Source organism: Nocardioides hungaricus (assembly GCF_054782915.1).
Map to the genome: position 1 here is coordinate 128,711 of NZ_BAAGRO010000032.1, position 17,870 is coordinate 146,580.

At 72.2% G+C, this 17,870-nt stretch carries 16 protein-coding genes and 1 pseudogene; 9 read left to right on the forward strand and 8 right to left on the reverse strand.

Going from position 1 to position 17,870, the window contains the following annotated elements; genetic code table 11:
• Positions 1-4: 4 nt before the first annotated feature.
• The 4 genes from ACYVKX_RS13290 to ACYVKX_RS13305 all read left to right on the forward strand — a co-directional run bounded on the left by ACYVKX_RS13290 (position 5) and on the right by ACYVKX_RS13305 (position 6,139).
• Positions 5-1,006, forward strand: a complete 1,002-nt coding sequence (locus ACYVKX_RS13290) for an iron ABC transporter substrate-binding protein (RefSeq protein ID WP_460833062.1) — start codon at positions 5-7, stop codon at positions 1,004-1,006.
• 62 nt (positions 1,007-1,068) lie between these two features.
• Positions 1,069-2,565 carry an ABC transporter permease gene (locus ACYVKX_RS13295; protein ID WP_460833064.1) on the forward strand — a complete coding sequence of 499 codons (1,497 nt, stop codon included), beginning with the start codon at positions 1,069-1,071 and terminating at the stop codon, positions 2,563-2,565.
• Complete coding sequence (locus ACYVKX_RS13300; RefSeq protein ID WP_460833066.1) at positions 2,562-3,629, forward strand: ABC transporter ATP-binding protein; 1,068 nt, start codon at positions 2,562-2,564, stop codon at positions 3,627-3,629. The genes ACYVKX_RS13295 and ACYVKX_RS13300 overlap by 4 nt, the downstream gene beginning before the upstream one ends.
• Positions 3,626-6,139: an AMP-binding protein gene (locus ACYVKX_RS13305; protein ID WP_460833069.1), complete on the forward strand. Its 2,514-nt coding sequence runs from the start codon at positions 3,626-3,628 to the stop codon at positions 6,137-6,139. Before ACYVKX_RS13300 ends, ACYVKX_RS13305 begins: the two co-directional genes overlap by 4 nt.
• Here ACYVKX_RS13305 and ACYVKX_RS13310 read toward each other — a convergent pair.
• Positions 6,128-7,300, reverse strand: coding sequence for an acyl-CoA dehydrogenase family protein (locus ACYVKX_RS13310; protein ID WP_460833071.1), 1,173 nt, complete (start codon positions 7,298-7,300; stop codon positions 6,128-6,130). The genes ACYVKX_RS13305 and ACYVKX_RS13310 overlap by 12 nt on opposite strands.
• A 114-nt stretch (positions 7,301-7,414) precedes the next feature.
• Positions 7,415-8,242: a hypothetical protein gene (locus ACYVKX_RS13315; protein WP_460833073.1), complete on the reverse strand. Its 828-nt coding sequence runs from the start codon at positions 8,240-8,242 to the stop codon at positions 7,415-7,417.
• 152 nt (positions 8,243-8,394) lie between these two features.
• On the opposite strand from ACYVKX_RS13315, the gene ACYVKX_RS13320 reads away from it, so the two are divergent.
• Both ACYVKX_RS13320 and arfB read left to right on the forward strand, forming a co-directional pair.
• Positions 8,395-8,796: a CoA-binding protein gene (locus tag ACYVKX_RS13320; protein WP_460833075.1), complete on the forward strand. Its 402-nt coding sequence runs from the start codon at positions 8,395-8,397 to the stop codon at positions 8,794-8,796.
• 2 nt (positions 8,797-8,798) lie between these two features.
• On the forward strand, positions 8,799-9,218 hold the full coding sequence (gene arfB, locus ACYVKX_RS13325) for an alternative ribosome rescue aminoacyl-tRNA hydrolase ArfB (protein ID WP_460833077.1): 420 nt from the start codon (positions 8,799-8,801) through the stop codon (positions 9,216-9,218).
• A gap of 21 nt (positions 9,219-9,239) precedes the next feature.
• Here the strand turns inward: arfB and metG are convergent, their stop codons facing one another.
• A complete protein-coding gene (gene metG / locus ACYVKX_RS13330; protein ID WP_460833079.1) occupies positions 9,240-11,063 on the reverse strand; it encodes a methionine--tRNA ligase in 1,824 nt (607 codons plus the stop codon).
• A gap of 340 nt (positions 11,064-11,403) precedes the next feature.
• Between metG and ACYVKX_RS13335 the strand changes: the two genes are divergently transcribed.
• Positions 11,404-11,556, forward strand: a complete 153-nt coding sequence (locus tag ACYVKX_RS13335; RefSeq protein ID WP_460833081.1) for a hypothetical protein — start codon at positions 11,404-11,406, stop codon at positions 11,554-11,556.
• Positions 11,557-11,645: 89 nt separating this feature from the next.
• Here the strand turns inward: ACYVKX_RS13335 and ACYVKX_RS13340 are convergent, their stop codons facing one another.
• From ACYVKX_RS13340 to chrA, 3 genes and pseudogenes are all read right to left on the reverse strand, one after another.
• Complete coding sequence (locus ACYVKX_RS13340) at positions 11,646-12,044, reverse strand: mycothiol-dependent nitroreductase Rv2466c family protein (RefSeq protein ID WP_460833149.1); 399 nt, start codon at positions 12,042-12,044, stop codon at positions 11,646-11,648.
• 82 nt (positions 12,045-12,126) lie between these two features.
• A pseudogene (locus tag ACYVKX_RS13345) lies at positions 12,127-12,246 on the reverse strand (mycothiol-dependent nitroreductase Rv2466c family protein); the annotation flags it as partial.
• Positions 12,243-13,376: a chromate efflux transporter gene (gene chrA / locus ACYVKX_RS13350; protein WP_460833083.1), complete on the reverse strand. Its 1,134-nt coding sequence runs from the start codon at positions 13,374-13,376 to the stop codon at positions 12,243-12,245. The gene chrA and the pseudogene ACYVKX_RS13345, both read right to left, overlap by 4 nt.
• Before the next feature lie 18 nt (positions 13,377-13,394).
• Here chrA and pepN point away from each other — a divergent pair, with 18 nt between their 5' ends.
• A complete protein-coding gene (pepN, locus tag ACYVKX_RS13355; protein ID WP_460833085.1) occupies positions 13,395-15,962 on the forward strand; it encodes an aminopeptidase N in 2,568 nt (855 codons plus the stop codon).
• A 43-nt stretch (positions 15,963-16,005) separates the two neighbouring features.
• Here pepN and ACYVKX_RS13360 read toward each other — a convergent pair whose 3' ends face one another.
• Positions 16,006-16,389 (reverse strand): DUF5130 family protein, encoded by a 384-nt coding sequence (locus ACYVKX_RS13360; RefSeq protein ID WP_460833087.1) that lies wholly within the window; start codon positions 16,387-16,389, stop codon positions 16,006-16,008.
• On the reverse strand, positions 16,376-16,747 hold the full coding sequence (locus ACYVKX_RS13365; protein WP_460833089.1) for a hypothetical protein: 372 nt from the start codon (positions 16,745-16,747) through the stop codon (positions 16,376-16,378). Before ACYVKX_RS13365 ends, ACYVKX_RS13360 begins: the two co-directional genes overlap by 14 nt.
• Before the next feature lie 83 nt (positions 16,748-16,830).
• Here ACYVKX_RS13365 and ACYVKX_RS13370 point away from each other — a divergent pair, with 83 nt between their 5' ends.
• On the forward strand, positions 16,831-17,856 hold the full coding sequence (locus ACYVKX_RS13370; RefSeq protein WP_460833091.1) for a mechanosensitive ion channel family protein: 1,026 nt from the start codon (positions 16,831-16,833) through the stop codon (positions 17,854-17,856).
• The last annotated feature ends 14 nt before the right edge of the window (positions 17,857-17,870 follow it).

Here is a 17,870-nt window from a genome sequence, read left to right on the forward strand (position 1 = left end):
TGCCATGAAGCGCGCCCCCGCTCTCGCCGCCCTGGCTCTCGCCACCAGCCTGCTCGCCACCGCCTGCGGACAAGACGAGCCCAAGCTCGTGATCTACAACGCCCAGCACGAGCAGCTCCTCGAGCAGCTCGCCCCGATGTTCACCGACGAGACGGGGATCGAGGTCGAGCTCCGCAACGGGTCCGACCTCGAGCTCTCGAACCAGATCGTGCAGGAGGGCGACGGGTCGCCCGCCGACGTGTTCTTGACCGAGAACTCTCCCGCGATGTCGCAGGTCGAGGCCGCCGGGCTGTTCCAGAAGCTCCCGGCCGACCTCACCGCGCCGATCCCGGCGATGTACAAGCCCACGAGTGGCATGTGGACCGGCTTCGTCGCCCGCTCCACCGTCCTGGTCTACAACACCGACCAGGTCGACCCCGCCGAGCTGCCGGCGTCCATCCTCGACCTGGCCGACCCGAAGTGGAAGGGCCGGATCTCGTTCTCCCCCACCGGCGCGGACTTCCAGGCGATCGTCGCCGCGGTCCTCGACCTCGAGGGCGAGGACGCGACGCGGGCCTGGCTGGAGGGGATCAAGGCCAACGGCACCGTCTACGACGGCAACAACGTCGTCCTCGAGTCGGTCAACGCCGGCAAGTCCGAGATCGGGATCATCTTCCACTACTACTGGTACCGCGACCGCGCCGAGTCCGGCGACGTCAGCGACAGCAGCGATCTCTACTTCTTCGGCAACCAGGACCCGGGCGCGTTCGTCAGCGTCTCGGGCGCCGGCGTCCTCGCGTCGAGCGACATGAAGGACCAGGCCGAGCAGTTCATCGAGTTCCTCGTCAGCAAGGGCGGTCAGCAGGCGCTCGCCGACAGCTACGCGCTGGAGTACCCGCTGAACCCGGTCGCCGAGCTCGCCCCGCCGGTCAAGCCCTTCTCCGAGCTCGAGCCGCCGCGGGTCAACGTCTCCGACCTGGACGCGGAGAAGGTCGTCGCCCTGATGACCGAGGTCGGCTTCCTCTGAGCACGCTCGCCGCACCGGCTCCCCCGGACACCGTCCGGGGGGCCGGTCGTGCGCCCCTGCCGTTGCTGGCCGCCGGGCTTGCGGTCGCCGGGCTCGCCCTGGTCCCGCTCGGCTATGCGGTCTGGACGACGGCGGAGCTCGACTACGGCGATGCGGCCGACTTCCTGCTGCGCCCGCGCATCGGCGACCTGCTCGCCAACACGACGCGGCTGCTGGCGGCCGGGGTGGCCGTCACCGTCGTGCTCGGCGTCGCCGGAGCGTGGGTCGTCGAGCGCACCGACGTACCCGGGCGCGGCTGGTGGCACGCACTGCTGTGCGCGCCGCTGGCCGTCCCGGCGTTCGTCAACGGCTACGCCTGGGTGTCGGCCACCTTCGCCGTCCAGAGCTTCGGCGGCGCGGTGATGGTGGTGTCGCTGTCCTACTACCCGTTGGTGTACCTGCCCACCGTCGCGGCGCTGCGGCGGGTCGACGCCGGGGTCGAGGAGGCCGCCGCCTCCCTCGGCCGCGGCCCGTGGTCGGTGTTCTGGCACGTCACGCTCCCGGCGATCAGCCCGGCCGTGCTGGGCGGCGGCCTCCTGGTCGGCCTGCACCTGCTGGCCGAGTACGGCGCCCTGCAGCTGCTGAACTACCCGACCCTGACGACCGCGGTCCTGCAGCAGTACGCCACCGTCTTCAACGGCCCCGCGGCCACCCTGCTCGCGCTCGTGCTCGTCGCCATGTGCCTGACCCTGCTCACGCTCGAGCTGCTGCTGCGCGGGCGTGGCCGTCGCGCCCGTCTCGGCTCCGGCGCGATCAGGCGACCCCGACGGGTCGTCCTGGGCTGGCGGAGATGGCCGGTCCTCGCCGCCCTCGGCGGGCTGGCCGTGCTCGCACTCGGCGTACCGGTCGCCAGCCTGGTCCGCTGGCTGATCGTGGGGACCTCGGCCGGCGTCGACGACGGCCAGCTCGGGCAGGCCACCGTGACCACCCTCGGCCTGGCGGCCGCCGGCGGCGTCCTCACGACCGCCGCCGCCGTCCCCGTCGTCTGGCTCGCGGTGCGCTACCGGGGCGTCCTGACCACCCTGATCGAGCGCGCGACGTACACGGCGAGCGCGATGCCCGGGATCGTGATCGCGCTCGCCCTCGTCACCGTGTCGATCCGGGCGATGCCGTCGCTCTACCAGACCACGGCCATGCTCCTCGTCGGCTACCTGATCCTGTTCCTCCCCCGCGCGGTGGTCAGCGTCCGGGCCAGCTTCGAGCTCGTGCCCCCGGTGTACGAGGACGTCGCCCGGTCCCTGGGGTGCTCCGGGCCGGCGGCCGCCGCGCGGGTCACGCTCCCGCTGATCGGGCCGGGCCTCGCGTCCTCGGTCGCCCTGGTCGCGCTCGCGATCTCCACCGAGCTCACCGCGACGCTGCTGCTCTCGCCGCTGGGGACCGTCACGCTGTCGACCAGGTTCTGGTCCGAGGCGTCGTCGGTCGCCTACGGGGCCGCCGCGCCGTACGCCCTCGCCTTGGTGCTCCTGTCCATCCCGTCCGCCTGGCTGCTCGGACGCCTCACCGTGGGAGGTGCCCGGTGAGCGCCCTGGAGATCTCGGGCCTCGGCGCCTCCTACGGCTCGCGTCCGGTGCTCCGCGGCGTCGACCTCGTGGTCGAGGACGGCGTGACCGCGATCGTCGGGCCGTCGGGCTGCGGGAAGACCACGCTGCTGCGGGCCGTCGCCGGCTTCGTCGCCCCCGACGCCGGGACGATCCGTCTGGGCGACCGCACGGTCGCCGGGGACGGGCGGCCGGTGCCGCCGCAGCGGCGACGGGTCGGGTACGTCCCGCAGGAGGGCGCGCTCTTCCCGCACCTGGACGTCGCCTCGAACATCGCCTTCGGACTGCCCCGCTCGCAGCGGCGTGCCGGCGCCCGGGCGGTCGCGGAGACGCTGGAGCTGGTCGAGCTCTCCGCCGCCCTGGCGACGCGGCGCCCGCACGAGCTCTCCGGGGGCCAGCAGCAGCGGGTCGCGCTGGCGAGGGCGCTGGCCGCCCGGCCGGGCCTGGTCCTGCTCGACGAGCCGTTCTCGTCGCTGGACGCCGGCTTGCGCGAGGACACCGGCCGCGCCGTGGTCCGGGCGCTCCGGGCGACCGGGGCGGCCGCGCTCCTCGTGACCCACGACCAGGGGGAGGCGCTCTCGCTGGCCGACCAGGTCGCGGTCATGATCGACGGGTCGTTCCTCCAGGTGGCGACACCGGCCCGGGTCTACCTCGAGCCGGCGGCGTCACGCGTCGCCGCGTTCCTCGGCCACTCGACCCTGGTCGCCGGGCACGTCGACCGGGACGGCCGCGCGACCACCGCCCTCGGCGTGCACTCGCTCCGCCTCCCCGTCGAACCGGGGCCGGCCCGGGTGGCCGTCCGCGCCGAGCAGGTGCAGGTCCTGGCCGGCTCCGGCTCCCCGGAGCCGGACGACGCCTCCGGCGTCCCCGCCGCGGTCGTCGAGGTGAGCTTCTTCGGCCACGACGCGACCGTGCGGGTCCGGCTGCGCGACGGCTCCGACGTGGTCGCCCGGACCCCCGCGGACGGCGTACCGCATCCGGGCGATCCGGTGTGCGTGCGCGTCCTGGGAGACGTCGTCGCCTTCCCCGAGACGGGCGCGACGTGACCACGATCCCGCACCCCGAGATCGGCCTCCGCCTGTTCGGCGGCCGGCCGGACGACGTCGCCCTCAGGAGCGCGACCGAGTCGATCACCTACGCCGAGCTGGCGCTCCGCGTCCATCGCGCGGCCGTCTCGCTGGGACCGGCGCGGAGCCTGGTCAAGCTCTCGATGCGCAACGACGTCGACTCGGTCGTCGGACTGCTCGGCGCGCTCGCGGCCGGCCATCCGGTGGTCCTCCTCGGCGCCGAGGAGGCCGCCCGGCACGACGAGATCGCCCGCACCTACGGCGGCGCGAGCGAGCTGCATCCGGACCTCGCGCTGCTGCTCTCGACCTCCGGCACGACCGGATCGCCGAAGCTGGTCCGGCTCTCGCTGGACAACCTCGTCGCGAACGCGACCAGCATCGCCGAGTACCTCGCGCTCACCCCGGACGACTGCGCCATCACCTCGCTCCCCCTCCACTACTGCTACGGCCTCTCCGTCCTCACCAGTCACCTGGTCGCCGGCGCCTCCGTCGCGCTGACCGACCTCTCGGTGGCCGACGAGTGCTTCTGGGACCTCGCCGTCTCCGCCCGCGCCACCGGCTTCGCCGGCGTGCCGTACACCTTCGACCTCCTCGACGCCAGCGGATTCGCCGACCGGGAGCTGCCCGATCTGCGCTACGTCACCCAGGCCGGCGGCCGGATGTCGCCGGACCAGGTGGTCCGCTACGCCCGCCTGGGCGCCGAGCGCGGCTGGGACCTGTTCGTCATGTACGGCCAGACCGAGGCCACCGCCCGGATGGCGTACCTGCCGCCGTACCTCGCCGCCGACCGGCCCGAGGCGATCGGCATCCCGATCCCCGGCGGGAGCTTCCGCCTCGCCCCGCTCGACGAGCCCGAGCCCGGGCAGCTCGAGATCGGCGAGCTGGTGTACGCGGGGCCGAACGTGATGATGGGATACGCCGTCGAGGCGGCCGATCTGGCCCGCGGCCCCGAGCTCGGCGAGCTGCGCACGGGCGACCTCGCCCGTCAGGCCGAGGACGGCCTGTGGGAGGTGTGCGGTCGCCTGGATCGCCACGCCAAGGTCTTCGGGCTCCGCCTCGACCTCGCCCGCCTCGAGTCCGACGTCCGGTCCGCGACGGGCGTCCAGGTGGCGCTCGTGGCGGTCGGCGACACCGTCCACGCGTTCCTCGCCCGGCCCCGCTCGCGACGGGTCGTCCAGTCGCACCTGCAGAGGTCCGCCGGCCTGCCGGCCGGCGCGGTCGCCGTACACGAGGTGGCCGAGATCCCGACGACGGAGCGCGGCAAGACCGACCTCGCCGCGCTCCGGCGTCAGGCCGAGGCCGCGAGCACGCTCGTCGCCGAGCGCGACGTCGCCGGCGCCTCCGCGGACGGCCTGCGCGACATGTACGCCGTCGTGCTCGGCCGCCCGGCCGCGACCGTCCACGACAGCTTCGTCGACCTCGGCGGCGACTCGCTGTCGTTCGTCGAGGTGTCCGCCCAGCTCGCCGGGCGCCTCGGCCACCTCCCGCAGGGCTGGCAGCGCCTGACGCCCGTCGAGCTCGCGTCCCGGAGCCGGGCGCCGGAGGACCGGCCGCGCTGGCGGCGCGGGTGGACGCCGGTGGAGATGCCGGTGCTGCTGCGGGCGATCGCGATCACGCTGATCGTCGTCTCGCACACCGACCTCTACATCGTCATGGGCGGCGCCCATGTGCTGCTCGCCGTCGCCGGGTTCAACCTGGCCCGGTTCACGCTCGCGACGAGGGGCCGGGCGGCCCGCAGCAGGCGGATCGCCGCCGTCACGCTCGCCGTCGCGGCTCCGGCGACCCTGTGGATCCTGGTCGTCGGGCGGATCTCGGGCGACTACTCGGCACCGACTGCCCTCTACCTCAACCAGGTGCTCGGCAGTCCGGGGTGGAGCGCCGACTGGCAGTTCTGGTTCCTCGAGGTGCTGGTGTGGACCTACCTCGCGCTCGCCCTGGTGCTCGCCGTCCCGGTGGTCGACCGGATCCAGCGGCGCTCGCCGTTCTGGAGCGCCGTCGCCGCGGTCGTCGCCACCCTGGCGATCCGGTACGCGATGACCGGTATCGCCGCCGACGGCGTGGACAAGTACACGATCGCGGTCGTCGCCTGGTGCCTCGCGATCGGCTGGGCCGCGGCCGAGGCCCGGTCCTGGCCGCAGCGGACGGTCGTCGCCGTGCTGGCGATCCTCGGCACGTGGGGGTTCTTCCCCGACGACCTCCAGCGCCAGGTCCTGGTCATGGCCGGCCTGTGCCTGCTGCTGGTGCCGTGGCCGGTCCTCCTGCCGCGGTTGGCGGCGCTCCCGGTGCAGCACGTCGCGCAGGCGTCGTTCTGGATCTACCTGACCCACTGGCAGGTGTACCCCGAGATCGAGGCCGCCGGCCACCAGGTCCTGGCGATCGCGGCGTCGATCGCCGTCGGCCTGGTCTCCTACGAGATCCAGGTGCGCGGCTCGGCGGCCGCACGGGCGGTCCTCGCCTCCTACCGCCGACGCTCCCGCTCAGATCTGTGACTGGACGCCGGCGAGGAGCTGGCGGGCCATCACGATCCGCTGGACCTGGTTGGTGCCCTCGTAGATCTGGGTGATCTTGGCATCGCGCATCATCCGCTCGACCGGGTAGTCGCGGGTGTAGCCGTAGCCGCCCAGCACCTGGACCGCGTCGGTGGTGACCTGCATGGCCACGTCGGCGGCGAAGCACTTGGCCGCGGCACCGAAGAAGGTCAGGTCGGCGTCGCCGCGCTCGGACCTGCCGGCCGCGGCGTAGGTCAGCTGCCGGGCCGCCTCGACCTTCATGCCCATGTCGGCGAGCAGGAACTGCAGGCCCTGGAAGTCGCCGATCGGCCTCCCGAACTGCCGACGCTCCGCGGCGTACCCCAGCGCGTAGTCCAGCGCGCCCTGCGCGATCCCGACCGCCTGCGCTGCGATCGTCACGCGGGTGTGGTCCAGGGTGCGCATCGCGGTCTCGAAGCCGGTGCCCTCGGCGCCGATCATCCGGGCCGCGGGGATGCGGACGTGGTCGAGGTAGACCTCGCGGGTCGGGGAGCCCTTGATGCCCAGCTTCCTCTCCGGCGCGCCGAAGGAGACGCCCTCGTCGGTCCTCTCCACCACGAAGGCGCTGATGCCTCGGGACCGCTTCTCGGGATCCGTCACCGCCATCACCGTGTAGTACTCCGACACCCCGGCGTTGGTGATCCAGCGCTTCACGCCGTCGAGCACCCACGTGTCACCGTCACGGACCGCGCGCGTCTTCATGCCCGCGGCGTCCGAGCCGGCGTCGGGCTCGGAGAGGCAGTAGGAGAAGCCGCCCTCGCCGCGGGCGAGCCTGCCCAGGTAGTGCGCCTTGAGCTCCTCGGAACCGGAGATCTGCACCGGCAGCGAGCCCAGCTTGTTCACCGCCGGGATCAGACTCGACGAGGCGCACGCGCGGGCGACCTCCTCGATCACGATCACCGTCGCGAGCGCGTCGGCCCCGGCGCCGCCGTACTCCTCGGGCACGTGCGGCGCGTGGAAGTCCGCCGCCAGCAGTGCCGCGGCCGCCTCCTGCGGGTAGCGGGCGCTCTCGTCGACGTCGGCGGCGAACGGCGCGACCTTCGCGTCGCACACCGCCCGCACCGCCTCACGGACCGCCCGGTGCTCCTCGGAGAGCGCGAACATCGGGAACTCGGAGCTCATGCCCCGACTCTACTTGCGGGTAACCCGCGGCCCGGCGCCGGTCCCGGAAGTGCCGAGCGCCCGGCCGGGGCAGAACCCGGCCGGGCGCTCGTGTGAAGCTTCGTGGAGCTCAGGTCACTTCTTGGGCACCTTGACCGTCGTCTTCGCGGCCTGCGTGAAGCCGTCCCCCTTGTAGGTCACGGTGACCTTCTTGCCCTTCGCGGACTTGGGCAGGGTGATGGTCGCCTTGCCCTTCTTCAAGGTGGCGTTGAAGGACTTCTTGCCGAGCTTCGCGACGACCTTGCCGGTCGGAGTGCTGTACTCGTTGGTCACGGTCACGTTGACCTTGTACTTCTTGCCGGCCTTCACCGCCTTCGCCGTGGCGGCGCTGGCCTGCTTGGTGAGCGTGATGTCGCCGAGCGAGCCCGGGGCGTCGCTCGTGCAGGTGATCTCGAACGGCAGCGCCGTGCCACCCGAGGTCGGCACCAGGGTGAAGCTCGCCGGCATGGTGACCGCGTAGGTGCCGGCGGCCGGGGTGCTGAACGCCTCGTTGGCGCCGGCGCCGTTGAACGTCACCGAGCCGTCCTCGTTGTCGACCCGCTCGTCGAACACGATCGGCGCGGCGACCGAGCCCTCGGACCCGAAGCCGACCGAGTAGTCGTCGGACTGGCCGCCGTCGACGGTCGCCGGGAGGAACGCGGCCGTGGCGGCCGGGATGGTCAGGTCCGCCGAGAACGACAGCTGACCCTGAGCGATCGGGTAGCCGGCCGGTGCCGACGGCGGGAGCAGCGGCACGTCGATGTTCATCGGGAACGTGTCCTCGAAGAACGCCGAGGTGCAGGTGTAGTCGGTGCTCGCCGTGGCGGCGTTGGCCGGGACCGTGGCGGCGACGAGGGCGCCGGCGGCCAGTGCGGTGGTCGCGCCGGCAACTGCGGCGCGAAGGGTGATGCTGCGAAGCTTCATGAAATGTGCTCCCTCCCGAGCAACTCGATCGGTGCTACCAGGAGGTAGCAAACAACGAGGGGCACGTTACCCCGCCGATGTGGCGGTGGACACCGAACCCGCGAAAGTCGGGCAAAGCCGTTCTGGTCGGCCCTCGATCTAGAGTGGAATGCATGGCCGACTGGCAGGACCCCGAATGGGTCCGGACGATGCTCGACGACGGCGAGACCTGGGCCGTCGTGGGCCTCTCGGGCGACCCGTCCCGGACCGCCTACGAGATCGCGGCGCTGCTCCAACGGCGCGGCAAGCGGATCGTCCCGGTGCACCCCGACGCGCCGACGGTGCTGGGCGAGCAGGGCTACGCGACCCTGGCCGACATCCCGTTCCCGGTCGACGTGTTCCGGCGCTCCGAGGCGGCCGGCGAGTACGCCGATCAGGCGGTCGCGATCGGCGCGCGAGGCGTGTGGTTCCAGCTGGGCGTGGTCGACGAGGCCGCCTTCGGGCGCACGGTCGCCGCCGGCGTACCGATGGTCATGGACACCTGCCCCGCCATCGAGTGGCGCCGGCGGGGGTGAGCGTGCGGGTCCCGCCGGGGCCGGGCCTCCCCGACGGCCTCGACATCCCGGACAGCGAGCTGGTGGAGCGCTTCAGCCGCTCCCCGGGGCCGGGCGGGCAGTCGGTCAACACCACGGACAGCCGGGTCGAGCTGGAGTACGACGTCGCCGCCTCGACCGCGCTGACCGAGGCGCAACGGGTGCGGCTGGTGGGCCGGCTCGGCTCGCCCGTGCGCATCGTCGCCTCCGAGCACCGCTCCCAGCACCGCAACCGGGTGGCGGCCCGCGAGCGGCTCGCGTCGCGCCTGCGCGAGGCGCTCGCGCCGCCACCGCCGCCCCGGCGGCCGACGAAGCCCACGCGGGGCTCGCAGCAGCGCCGGCTGGACGCCAAGAGGGCGCGCGGCGAGACCAAGGCGCTGCGCGGCCGGATCAGGGACGCGTGACCCGCGCCCGCAGACCCGCGCTCACCCGCCCAGCCGCGCGAGCTCCTCGTCCACGATCGCCGGGTCGAGCTTGGTGAAGATCGGCGTCGGCTTGGCCACCGGCGTGCCCGGCACGATCGGCCTGCGCTCCCACGCCGGGAAGCCGGAGTAGTCGCCGGTGATGATCGGGTACGGCGCCCCGCCGTCGAGGTCCTCGACCTCCTCGATCCGCGGCATCGGCGCCACGTCCCCGGTGCCGCCGAGCGCCTTGTCGACCTCGTTCGCAGCGAACGGCAGGAACGGACTGAGGATCAGGTTGAGATCGGCCACGCACTGCGCGACGACGTGCAGGATCGTGCCGAGACGCTCGCGCTCCTCGTCGCCCTTGAGCTTCCACGGCTCGGTGTCGGAGACGTACTTGTTCACCTCGGCGACCGCGCGCATCGCCTCGCCGATCGCCTGCTTCTGCCGGTGCCGGCCGATCAGGTCGCCGACGGTGCCGAACGCGGCCTCGACACCGGCCAGCAGCGCCTCGTCCTCGGCGGTCAGCTCGCCGGCCTCCGGGATCTCGCCGAAGTTCTTGGCGATCAGGTTCGCGGTGCGGTTGACCAGGTTGCCCCAGCCGGCGACCAGCTCGTCGTTGGTGCGGCGCACGAACTCCGACCAGGTGAAGTCGGAGTCCTGGCTCTCCGGGCCGGCCGCCGCGACGAAGTAGCGGAAGGCGTCCGGCTGGTAGCGGCTGAGCAGGTCGCGCACGTAGATCACGACCCGCTTCGAGGAGGAGAACTTCCGCCCCTCCATCGTGAGGAACTCGCTGCTGACCACCTCGGTCGGGAGGTTCAGCTCGCCGTACTGCCGCGGCGTGCCTCCCCGAGCCCCCTTGCCGGCGTAGGCCAGCAGCTCGGCCGGCCAGATCTGGCTGTGGAAGGTGATGTTGTCCTTGCCCATGAAGTAGTAGGACAGCGCCTCCTGCCCGGAGTCCGACGCGGGGTTCCACCACTCGCGCCAGCGCTCGGCGTCGCCTCCCCCGGACTCGGCAGAGCGGCGGGCCCACTCGATGGACGCCGAGAGGTAGCCGATGACCGCGTCAAACCAGACGTAGAGCTTCTTCGTCGGGTTCTCCCGCCAGCCGTCGAGGGGGACGGCGATGCCCCAGTCGATGTCGCGCGTCATCGCCCGCGGACGGATCTCCTCGAGGATGTTCTGGCTGAACCGGATCACGTTCGGCCGCCACAGCCCGGTCGCCTCGCGGTCGTCGAGCCACTCGCCCAGCGCGTCGGCCAGCGCCGGCAGGTCGAGGAAGAAGTGCTGGGTCTCGACGAACTCCGGCGTCTCCCCGTTGATCTTCGAGCGCGGGTCGATCAGGTCGTGCGGGTCCAGCTGGTTGCCGCAGTTGTCGCACTGGTCGCCGCGCGCGCCGTCGTACCCGCAGATCGGGCAGGTGCCCTCGATGTAGCGGTCGGGCAGGGTGCGGCCGGTGGACGGCGAGATGGCGCCGTACGTGGTCTGCTCGACGAAGTAGCCGTTCTCGTAGACGCCGAGGAACAGCTCCTGCACGACCGCGTGGTGGTTGCGGGTCGTGGTGCGCGTGTAGAGGTCGTAGGTCAGCCCCAGGCTGGCGAGGTCCTCGGCGATGATCCGGTGGTTCTGGTCGGCCAGCTCCTGCGGCGTCATGCCGGCCTCGTTGGCGGCGATGAGGATCGGGGTGCCGTGCTCGTCGGAGCCGGAGACCATGAGCACGTCGTGGCCCGCCATCCGCAGGTACCGACTGAACACGTCGGAGGGCACGCCGAACCCGGCCACATGGCCGATGTGGCGCGGGCCGTTGGCATACGGCCAGGCGACCGCGGACAGGACTCTGCTCATGGGTCGATCCTAGGGATCGGCCGCCACCCGGTTTCCGCCGGGACGTTTCCGGCGGGACGACGCAACGTCATACGCGCCGGCCGCCACCACGACCAGCCGTCCGACGTCCCCGCCAGCCGGGCGTCATCCGACGTGGCTGGCCCGACGGTCTGCGCTGAGATGGCAGTCGGAGCGCGGCGGGCATTGCCATATCAGCGCAATTGCCCCGAGATGGCAGTCGAGCCGGGGCAACCACTGCCATAACAGCGCAATTGCCCCGAGATGGCAGCCAGATCAGCCCAACCACTGCCACAACAGCGCAATTGCGGCGAGATGGCAGCCGGGCCTGCCGACCAAGGAGGTGCGCAAGCGCGCCAAGGCGATCGCCGAGGGCGCGTGGGCGGCCAAGACCGTTCGCGACGCGATCAACGCCTCGATCGCGGCGATCACCGCCGCCACGGTCGCGGCCACGACGGTCGCGGCCGGGACGGCGATCAGGACAGGCAGCAGCTGAGCGGACCCGGTGGTCGAGATGCGAAGCCACCGGTCAGGTGGTTTCGAGGCTCCTCGCTGGCGCTCGTCACACCTCCACCACCGTATGGCTCAGCCGAAGTCGAGGTCCTCGGTGCGGCTGCGCTTGAGCTCGTAGAAGTGCGGGTAGCCCGACAGCGTGACGCACGCATCCCAGAGCCGCCCGGCGTCCTCGCCCTTCGGCGCCTTGCTGATCACCGGGCCGAAGAACGCCCGGCCCTCGAACGCGATGGTCGGCGTGCCGACCTCGTTGCCGACCTGGTCCATGCCGCGCTGGTGGGAGGCGGCGATCGCCTCGTCGTACGACGAGTCGTCCATCGCGTCCGCGAGGGAGACGTCGAGCCCGGCGTCGGCGAGGGCCGCCTCGATCATCGCGCGGTCCCTGTCCTGCTTCTCGACGTGGATGCGGGTGCCCATCGCGGTGTAGAGCGGGAGCAGCACCTCCTTGCCGCGCTTCTCCTCCGCGGCCATCAGCACCCGGACCGGCTCCCACGCCGTCTTCAGGAACTCGCGGTACTTCCTCGGAGATGTCCTTGTCCTGGTTGAGGTGGGCGAGGCTCATGATGTGCCAGGTCACCTCGATGTCGCGGACCCGCTCGACCTCGAGGATCCAGCGCGAGGTGATCCACGCGAACGGGCAGGCGGGGTCGAACCAGAAGTCGGCGTTGGTCATGCCTGGGTCAATCCGGCCAGGCCGAGCCCTATTCCCACGAGCGCTCCCCCGGCGACGTACCAGGCGCTGTTGAGCCTCGTCCGCCAGAGCAGCACGAGCGTCACCAGGAAGATCCCGGCCGTCCAGCCGTCGACCAGCGCGGCCCGGCCCAGCTGCCACGAGACGCCGGCCATGAGCGCGAGCGCGGTGACGTTGAGGCCGTCGAGCATCGCCGAGGTCCACGGCGACGCGCGCAGCCGGTCGGTGATCGCCGTCAGCAGGCCGACGAGGACGAACGACGGCAGGAAGATGCCGACCGTCGCGACGAACGCGCCGGGCGGACCGGCGACCAGGTAGCCCAGGAACGTGGCGGTGGTGAACACCGGCCCCGGCGTCACCTGCCCGATGGAGATCGCGTCGAGGAGCTGCTCCTGCGTGATCCAGCCGAGCCGGTCGACGAGATCGCCCTCGAGGAAAGCGAGCAGCACGTAGCCGCTGCCGTAGAGCACCGAGCCGATCTTGAGCATCGTCGAGAAGAGCTGGGCCAGCTGCCCCGCGGTGGGGTCCGGGAAGAGCACGGCCAGCGGCGCGACCAGCGCGTGCCGTCCGACCCGGCTCGCCAGGTGGACGACACCCGCGACGGCGGCGCCGCCGAAGAGGACGACCAGCTCGTCGACCCCGAGGGCGTACGCCGCCAGCGCGGCCGACCCGAGCAGCGCGAGCCACGGGCCCCTCACGGCGGTGCGGGCCAGGCCGACCAGCGCCCACGCGACGATCGCGAGTACGGCGGGCACCACTCCGCCGAGCACCCACCCGGCCGACGGGGTGTCGCCGTACTCCACGTAGGCCCAGGCCAGCCCGGTGACGATCAGCGCGGCGGGGAGGATGAAGCAGACGCCGGCGAGCAGCAGGCCGCGCCAGCGGGCGCGGTCGTAGCCGAGGTGGATCGCGAGCTCGGTGGAGTTCGGCCCCGGGATCAGGTTGGTGGCGCCGACCAGGTCGAGGAAGCGCTCGTCGCTGACCCAGCCGCGGCGGCGTACCAGCTCCTCGCGCATCATCGCGACGTGCGCCACCGGCCCGCCGAACGCGATGATGCCGAGTCGGAGGAAGGCCAGGGCGACCTCTCGGCCGTTTCCGCTCCCGCTTGCCACGGTGCAAGGATGGCGCACATGCCTGGAACGAACCTCACCCGGGACGAGGCGGCCGTCCGCGCCGCGCTCCTGGACGTCACGTCGTACGCCGTCGACCTGGACCTCACGACCGCCCCCGATGGACAGAGCACCAGCTTCGGATCGACGACGACCATCCGGTTCGCCTGCGCCGAGCCCGGTGCCGAGACCTTCGCGGACCTCGTCGACGCGACCGTCCACGAGATCACGCTCAACGGCACCGCGATCGACCCGGCCACGGCGTACGCCGACAGCCGGATCGCGCTGGCCGGCCTGGCCGCCGAGAACGAGCTGGTCGTGCGCGCGGACTGCACCTACTCCCGCACGGGCGAGGGCCTGCACCGCTTCGTCGACCCCGCCGACGACCGCGTCTACACCTACTCGCAGTTCGAGGTGCCGGACGCCCGCCGCGTCTACACCACCTTCGAGCAGCCCGACCTCAAGGCGCCGTTCACGTTCACCGTGACCGCGCCGGAGGGCTGGCAGGTCGTGTCGAACTCCCCCACGCCGACCCCGGAGCCGATCGGCGACGACCGGGCCGTGTGGCGGTTCGCGCCGACGAAGCCGCTGTCGACCTACGTCACCGCGATCGTCGCCGGCGAGTACCACGAGGTCCGGCACGTCTTCCACGGCAAGGACGGCGACATCCCGCTCGGCCACTACTGCCGGCAGTCGCTCGTCGAGCACCTCGATGTCGAGGAGCTGGTCAGGCTCACCGAGCAGGGCTTCGCGTTCTTCGAGGAGGTCTTCGACTACCCGTACCCCTTCGGCAAGTACGACCAGCTCTACGTGCCGGAGTACAACATGGGCGCGATGGAGAACGCCGGCTGCGTGACGCTGCGCGACGAGTACCTCCCGCGCAGCCGCCAGGACCGCTCGTTCTACGAGTTCCGCGCCGAGGTGATCCTCCACGAGATGGCGCACATGTGGTTCGGCGACCTGGTGACGATGAAGTGGTGGGACGACCTCTGGCTCAACGAGTCGTTCGCCGAGTGGGCCTGCTACCACGCCGCCGTCGAGGCGACCGAGTTCACCGAGGCGTGGGTGGGCTTCACCAACGCGCGGAAGAACTGGGCCTACCGACAGGACCAGCTGCCCAGCACCCACCCGATCGCGGCCGACAACGTCGACCTGCGCGCGGTCGAGGTGAACTTCGACGGCATCACCTACGCCAAGGGCGCCTCGGTGCTCAAGCAGCTGGTCGCGTGGGTCGGCCTGGACAACTTCCTGGAGGGCGTCCGCGGCTACTTCAAGGAGCACGAGTTCGGGAACACCGAGTTCGCCGACCTCCTCGCCGCGCTCGAGCGGGCCTCCGGCCGCGACCTCGAGTCCTGGGCGCAGGAGTGGCTGCAGACCTCGGAGGTGAACACCCTCGCCCCCGAGTTCGAGCTCGACGCCGAGGGCCGCTACGCCTCGTTCGCCGTGCGCCAGACCGCGCCCCCGGACCACCCGACGCTGCGTCGGCACCGGCTCGGCATCGGCCTGTACGACGCCGCGCCCGACGCCGGGGGCCGGCTCGTGCGGCGTACCTCTCTGGAGACCGACGTCGCCGGCGAGCTGACCGAGATCCCCGACCTGGTCGGCCAGGAGCAGCCCGCGCTGCTCCTGCTCAACGAGGGCGACCTGGCCTACGCCAAGATCCGCCTCGACGAGCGCTCGCTGGCGACCGTCGTCGGCGGCATCGCGAGCCTCGACGACGCGCTCGCCCGCGCGCTGTGCTGGGGCGCGGCGTGGGACATGACCCGCGACGCCGAGATGAGCGCGACCGACTTCGTCGAGCTGGTGCTCAGCGGCATCGGCAGCGAGACCGACGCGTTCGGCGTGGCCCGGATCCCGACGTACGCCGCCCTGGCCTCGACGCTCTACGCCGCGCCGGCCAACCGGGCCACGCTGCGCGAGACCTGGGAGCAGGGGCTGCGCAAGCTGCTGGAGAACGCCGAGCCGGGCAGCGACCACCAGCTCTCCTTCGCCCGCGCCTACGCGGCCGCCGCCCACACCGATACCGCGCTCGCCGACCTGGAGGGACTGCTCGACGGATCGCTCGCCTTCGACGGCCTGGCGGTCGACACCGACCTGCGCTGGACGCTGCTGGGCGGCCTGGCCCGCAACGACCGCGCCGACGGGGCCCGGATCGACGAGGAGCTCGAGCGCGACAACACGATCTCCGGCCAGGAGCACGCCGCCGCCGCGCGCGCGATGCGGCCGACCGCCGAGGCCAAGGCCGAGGCGTGGGAGATCGCGATGGTGCGCGACGACGTCCCGAACGAGACCCAGCGCAGCGTCGTCCTGGCGTTCCAGCAGTTCGGGCAGGACGAGGTGCTCGCGCCGTACGTCGAGAGGTACCTCGCCGCCGCCGACACGCTGTGGGAGGAGAAGGGCACCCAGCGGGCCTCGACCGCGCTGGAGTTCATCTTCCCCAAGCCGCTGGCCAGCCCGGAGCTGCTCGACCGCGTCGACGCGTGGTTGGAGTCCTCCCCGGCCAATCCGGCCGCCAAGCGGTACGTCCGCGAGGGCCGGGCCGACGTCGCCCGCGCGCTCGCCGCCCAGGCGCGCGACGCCCAGGGCTGATCGGACCGTGGGTTTCGGCTGCCAGCAGCCGAAACCCACAAGATCAGGACTCAGCGTGCAGCGTCGCGGGAGCGGTGGCGTGGTCGGCGAGCTCCTGGATGCCGCGACGCAGGCCGCCGACCAGGTCGCCCGCGGCGAACATGCTCTGCATCTGCAGCGCGACCAGCTCGACCTCGCGGTCGGTGAGGCTGCGGCGGACGACGACGCCGGTGACGATCTCGAGCACCCGAGCGGCCGGGTCGAGCAGGATCAGCACGCTGCGCGCGGGCGCGACCAGCCGGTTGTGGAGCCGGGTCGCGAAGGCGCGCGGCTCGCCATCGACGCGGCCCACGAAGACGCTGAACTCGAAGCGGGAGACCAGCTCGGCCTGGCGGATCGCCTCGTCGATCTGGAGCCGCTCGCCGCCGTTGAACTCACCAACGCCCACTTGCGCCGCCCGCCTTCGACTCCTCGGTGTCCGGCGCCGGCAGCTCGTCGGTGCCGGAGCGGGGGCCGCCGAACCACTGGTCGGCGGTCGCCTGACCGCCGGGCGTGAACCGCTCGCCCTTGACGATGCCCGGGACGACCACGAGCAGCGTGATCACCACGAACAGCAGCAGCGGGATGCCGACCAGCACCAGCACGGCGTGCCAGGGGTCGACCGGGCCGGCGGGGTCGCCGCCCCAGAACTCGGGGACGTCCGCACTCGCCGGGCCGGCACCGGCGACGACGATGCCGCCCGCGATGCCGCCCGCGAGGAGGACGACGGGGGCGCGGCGAAGGAGGTGCGCGAGCTTCGTGGTCACGGGCAGATCGTATCGAGGATCGTGGCCGGCCTCACCGCCGGGACGGTCGAACGAGGTTGATCGGTGCGGTAGACATGGTGCCCATGTTCGGCTTCGACAACGCTGCCTGCGACCCGGGACAGGACATCTGCGAGTGGACGTACAGCGTGACGGACAACCAGACCGTCGCGAACGTCGCCAACGTCCTCATCGGCAAGCCGCTGACGATCGTCGGGCTGCTGCTCCTCATGTGGGTGATCCGGTGGATCCTGCACCGGCTGGTGGACCGGCTGGTGTCCCGCGCCCAGGACGGCGTGCTACCCGACCGGATGAGCCGGTTCGGCGTCCGCGGCAAGGCGGCCCAGGAGGCGTCCGCCCGCGACCTGGCGACCCAGACCCGGCGGGTGCAGCGCGCCAAGACCATGGGCGACCTGCTCAAGAGCGTCATCACCGGCCTGCTCATCGCGGTCTTCGGCACGATGGTCCTCAGCGAGCTCGGCGTGAACATCGCGCCGATCATCGCCAGCGCCGGCATCCTCGGCATCGCGCTCGGCTTCGGCGCCCAGTCGCTGGTCCGGGACTTCCTCTCCGGCGTGTTCATGATGTTCGAGGACCAGTACGGCGTCGGCGACGTGATCGACCTCGGCGAGGCCAGCGGCACCGTCGAGGCGGTCAGCCTGCGGGTCACCCGGCTCCGCGACCTCAACGGCACCGTCTGGTACGTCCCCAACGGCGCGGTCGTCCGCGTCGGCAACATGAGCCAGAACTGGGCGCGCGCGGTCGTCGACGTCAACGTCGGCTACGACGAGGACCTGGTGCGCGTCCAGCGCGTGCTCCGCGAGGTCGCCCACGACCTGTGGGAGGACGAGGAGTTCAAGGACGTGATCATCGAGGAGCCCGAGGTCACCGGCGTCGAGCTGTTCACCCCGGACGCGATCACCCTGCGGGTGCTGCTCAAGACCGCGCCGATGGAGCAGTGGGCCGTCGCCCGGGCGCTGCGGCAGCGGATCAAGGCCCGCTTCGACCACGAGGGCATCGAGATCCCGCTGCCCCAACGGATCCTCCGCTACCGCGACGAGCGGCCGACAGGCCCCTCCTCCCCCGAGGGGGAGAAGCCCGTCGGCAGCTGAGCGGTACGTCGCTC